The following is a 4,798-nucleotide window of genomic DNA, read 5'->3' as shown; positions in this document are numbered from 1 at the left end:
TTTCATCTGCTGTTCGCTCAGTTTTTCCGGGCGGAAGACCAACTGCGTGATCCCGTAGCGGTCGCGCAGATCGATGAAGATCAAACCGCCGTGATCGCGTCGACTGTTGATCCAGCCGTTTAAGACGACTTCCCTGCCGGCATCAGCGGCTGTTAACTCACCGCAGGTAGCAGTCCGCTTGTGTTCCGAGAAGTTGTGCAATTTCACTCCAGGTTTCTGATTTCGTCTAATCCGAATGAACCATATAAGATAGGCATGATATGAGCTTAGTCAATTGCTTTTTGAGCGTTGCGCGACTTGAAAAAGCGCCACAAAACGAACTGGGCCAGGACCGCCCCGAGTGTATCGGCGAGCAGATCCAGAAGCGAGGATTCCCGGCCCGGGACGAAGTACTGATGGATTTCGTCGCTGACCGCGAAAACGACCGAAATTATTGCCCCGATTACATAGATATTATCCCTGATTCGCGCGTGGCTGTAATACCTGAGCGCGACATGGATCAAGAGGGAAAATACAAAATATTCGCCGAAGTGATAGAGTTTGTCGTCCCAGCTAATTCCCAAAGAAGGTGGAGAGATCTCCCGTAAGCCGGAGACATAGAAGATCAGCATGGCATACAATATGGCCGGCAGATGATAGTACAAAAAACTGCGCTTGATCCTGGTCATCATAGCCCTCAAAAGGATTCCTCCCGGGTCAGGCGGGATACGGTTTCGATATGAAATGTATGCGGAAACATATCGACCGGGACGGTCAACTCGAGCCTGAAACCGAATTTGCCGAGCTCATGGACATCCTCGGCCAGGGTGGCCGGATTGCAGGAGACATATACGATTTTACGGGGCTCCATCTTGACCAGGTGATGAATTACCTTACGGCCGATTCCAGCCCGTGGCGGATCGACGATTACGCTGTCGGCAGTCTGGCCATCTCCGACCAGCTCATGCAGAGTCTTGCGTACATCGCCGGCAATGAAACGGCAGTTATCGACATTATTCAGTTGCGCGTTTTCATCCGCGCTTTTGATTGCGTCGTCATTCAGCTCGATTCCCAACACTGATTTGACCCTGTCGGCAATATAGATAGCGATAGTACCACATCCGGTATAGAGGTCAAGCACTCTCTCATCGGGACGGAAATCTCCCAGCTCGACAATTTTGTGATAAAGCACTTCGGTCTGGGCGGAATTCGTCTGGAAAAAGGAGGTGGGACGGATATGGTAACTTTTCTCGCCGATTTTTTCTGTAATGTAATCCGTGCCGTAAATGATAACAGGTTCTTCGCCCGTAGCGATATTGGCCTTGGTGGCGTTGACTACATGGGCGATCGATGCCACCTCGGGAAAGGACTCGTTTATTTCCGCGATGAATTCATCCCGACAGTCAAGAGCCCCCCGGTTGGTAACCAAAATCAGCATTATCTCCCCGCTGGCACGGCTCTGCCTGATAATCAAAAAGCGCAGGTAACCATGATGCTCGGAAATGTGATAAGCCGGCACTTTCCGCTTTCTGAAGAAATCCCGGACGAACTCGATGATCCGGTTGGACTTTTCAGATTGAAGCAGGCATCTTTCAACATCGAAGATTTTCTCCCATTCTCCGCGATGATGCAGGCCGAGCTTGAGATGATGGTCCGAATCCGGGATAAACGAGAACTCCATCTTGTTGCGGTAATAGAATATGTTTTCAGCCCCGATTACATCTGCAAGCGGAGGTTCTTCGATTTTACCGATCCTGCGCAAATGTTCGAAAATAGCTTCACGCTTGGCATTAAGCTGTTCCGGGTAGGGGAGATTCTGGAAGGAACATCCACCGCAGACTCCGAAATGATGACACTGCGGTTCGATTGCCATATCCGAGCGTTGCTTGAATTCGACCACCCTGCCGTCAGCATAGCGTCGTTTCAGCTTGATAATCCTGGCAGAGACTTGATCACCGGGCAGAGTGTGGGGCACGAAGATTACGAAATTGTCCACACGCGCGATTCCCTTGCCGGTAAAGGACAGTCTCTCTATCTGCAAATCAATTGTGTTGCCGACTTTAATCTCTTGCATCTTCCGGCCTGAACGGGGTAATTCCGCTGGTGTCACCTTCCGAGATCTTCTGCTCTTTACTCATTTTCACTTCCATCAGGAAGTCTTTCATATTGAACATTTCCGGCTCTTTGATCGCCGCGGCGATATAATATCCCTGGGCCCGGTCGCTGTCGCCCTGGGCTTCATGAATCCTGCCCAGGTTAAACAGGGCGAAGGCACTGGAATCAAGAGCTACCGCTTCCTCGAAGAACTCTTTTGCCTCTTCATATTGATCCAGGTGTACATGCACGAGTCCCAGATTCGACCAGACCGTGGAAGCTTCAGGATATTCCGCCAGAAGACCCAAAAATTCCTCTTTGGCCTGTTGCAGGCTGTCGAGCTGTAACAGGCAGTTTGCTTCGCCGAAAGCGAATTCGGGATCATCAGGCCAGATCTCAGTGTAATCCCGGTACATCTTAAGCGCGAAATCGTAATCCTGTTCATCGAGCGCTTCTTCGGCGGTCTGGATCACGAGTTCCCTTATCTTGGGATGAGCTCCCACCCTGACAGCAAGCTGACGCAGATGCTTTTGGGCCGACTTGTAGTCTTTATTTTCAAGATGAATCTGCGCGATTTCAAGTTTTGCGCTCTGGTCCTGGGGGTTGAGCTCCAGGTAGCGTTCGAATATCTCGAGCGCTTCATCATAGCGCTGAAGCATCCGTTTCTGCTGTCCCCTGAAATATAGCGTATACGGTTTTTCGGGATGATGCTCGATCAGCTTGTCGAGATGGAAATCAAACGGATGCCGGTCATGCGCGGTGAACGCCATGCTGACCAGGTTGACCCGGGCCTCGTAGAGCGAGGAATCGGCCGTCAGGGCCCGACTGTAATATCTAACCGCCTGCTCCATATCGTCCCGTTTACGGGCTATATTGCCCAGGTTGGTTAAAACCGAAGTGTTGTCGGGATTATCTTTTAACGGGCGTTTGTACGCAAGCTCGGCCAGGGGCAGGATCTCGGCATTCCAGAAAAGGTTGCCGAGACTGGTATAGAGCGCTTCCGGATACCTGAATTCAGTGCTCGCGAAACGAGCCAGGCTTTCAAATTCCAGGGTCGAATCGATTTCGTAAGCTCTCTGGTAATAGCGCGATGCTGTAACCTGGTCTTCTCGTGCCAGCTCAAGGTTGCCGAGCCCGATATAGGCTAATCCCGGTTCTTCTATCTCACCGATAAATGTCAATTCCGGATCGCTTTCGCGGGCTTTTTTAAATTGATGCTCAGCCTCGATAAAATCCCCCGATTCGAGAGCGCTGACTCCCTTGCGGACCGCACTCACCGCGGGGTCGGATGAGAACACTACGAATCTGAATATCAGGACTATAACTGCCAGGGCAACCACTGCCAGTATCACCAGGTTGCCTGTCTGCGATTTCGCATTGGACTTTTTTTTCTTAACCATAAACTGCCTCCACAGGCATTTTACACATGTAACTTACGGCGGATCAATATAAACTGATTATTTACATAAAGCAATCAGCTTATCTTTTCAAAACGGGCCTGGAAAAATCTCAGGTATTCCGGTTCATAGATGAATTTCAATCCGCTGACTTTGTCACGATTCTGGTAGACATCGATGATTGCCTCCGCGGTAACATCCATATGAGCCTGCGTGTAGACCCGGCGGGGGATGGTCAACCGCACCAGCTCCAGGGGCGGTTTGCGGTTTTCGCCGGTATTCGGGTCTCGTCCGGCAGACACATTTCCGCGCTCCATCGAACGCACCCCGGATTCAACATATATCTCCGCGGCCAGAGCCTGGGCGGGGAACTGGTCCTGGTCGAGATGAGACAGGAATTCGCGCGCGTTCAAAAAAATCGCGTGACCTCCGGTCGGTACAACGATTGGTATATCTGCCTGAAGCAGTTTTTCCCCCAGGTATTCGACCTGACCGACACGGGCCCGGATATGATCATCCTGGACCGATTCAGCGATACCGATCGCCAGCGCTTCCATATCACGACCGGCCATACCGCCATAAGTGTGCAAGCCCTCATAGATCACCACCATGTTACGGGCCTTATCGAATATCTCCCGATCATTGACAGCCAAAAACCCGCCGATATTGACCATCGGATCCTTCTTGGCCGACATCGTGCAACCATCGGTTAAAGCACATATTTCAAATACGATCTCTGCGATCGACTTGTCTTCGTAACCCTCCTCGCGACACTGGATGAAATAAGCGTTTTCAGCGACACGGGTGGCGTCGTGGATGATCGGGATATCATGTTCTTTTGACCACTGCCTGAGCTTTTTGAGGTTAGCCATCGAAATCGGCTGGCCACCCGCCATATTGACACAGGTAGCGATACAGACATACGGGATCCTCTCACGGCCGACCTCGTTTAGGAGGCGGTCGAGTTTCTCAAAGTCGACATCGCCTTTAAACGGATGTTCGCTGGCTGGATCATGGGCCTCATCAATGATGATATCCACAAAAGTTCCTCCAGCCAGTTCCTGGTGCAGTCGTGTGGTAGTAAAGTACATATTGCCCGGTACAAAATCACCGTCCCTGATCATGATCTTCGAAATAATATGCTCGGCGCCACGGCCCTGGTGGGTCGGGACAATGTATTTATAGCTGTAATACTTCCGGATAGCGTCCTCCAGATGGTAGAAATTCCGGCTACCGGCATAAGCCTCATCACCGAGCATCAACCCGGCCCACTGACGATCACTCATGGCCGATGTGCCCGAATCGGTCAGCAAATCAATATAGACGTC

The 4,798-nt window shown here is 51.1% G+C and carries 5 protein-coding genes; all 5 read right to left on the bottom strand.

The window, feature by feature from the left end:
• A partial coding sequence (locus GF404_11975; GenBank protein MBD3382899.1) for an aspartate--tRNA ligase occupies positions 1-231 on the bottom strand: 231 nt, incomplete at its 3' end.
• A gap of 35 nt (positions 232-266) precedes the next feature.
• On the bottom strand, positions 267-671 hold the full coding sequence (locus tag GF404_11970; GenBank protein MBD3382898.1) for a VanZ family protein: 405 nt from the start codon (positions 669-671) through the stop codon (positions 267-269).
• A gap of 5 nt (positions 672-676) precedes the next feature.
• Positions 677-2,053 (bottom strand): 23S rRNA (uracil(1939)-C(5))-methyltransferase RlmD, encoded by a 1,377-nt coding sequence (rlmD, locus tag GF404_11965; GenBank protein ID MBD3382897.1) that lies wholly within the window; start codon positions 2,051-2,053, stop codon positions 677-679.
• Positions 2,040-3,473: a tetratricopeptide repeat protein gene (locus GF404_11960; GenBank protein MBD3382896.1), complete on the bottom strand. Its 1,434-nt coding sequence runs from the start codon at positions 3,471-3,473 to the stop codon at positions 2,040-2,042. The genes rlmD and GF404_11960 overlap by 14 nt, the downstream gene beginning before the upstream one ends.
• A 74-nt stretch (positions 3,474-3,547) precedes the next feature.
• On the bottom strand, positions 3,548-4,798 hold a 1,251-nt coding region (locus GF404_11955), incomplete at its 5' end, for a tyrosine phenol-lyase (GenBank protein ID MBD3382895.1).

The sequence above is a fragment of the Candidatus Zixiibacteriota bacterium genome, from assembly GCA_014728145.1.
Classification (GTDB): Bacteria; Zixibacteria; MSB-5A5; order JAABVY01; family JAABVY01; genus WJMC01.
Note: the sequence above shows the minus strand (reverse complement) of the source record. Positions and strands in the feature narration are given on the sequence as shown.

What these genes read in the sequence shown, in the direction of transcription:
- GF404_11970 (MBD3382898.1), bottom strand. Translation starts at nt 671, where the DNA reads ATGATGACCAGGATCAAGCGCAGTTTTTTGTACTATCATCTGCCGGCC.
- rlmD (MBD3382897.1), bottom strand. Translation starts at nt 2,053, where the DNA reads ATGCAAGAGATTAAAGTCGGCAACACAATTGATTTGCAGATAGAGAGA.
- GF404_11960 (MBD3382896.1), bottom strand. Translation starts at nt 3,473, where the DNA reads ATGGTTAAGAAAAAAAAGTCCAATGCGAAATCGCAGACAGGCAACCTG.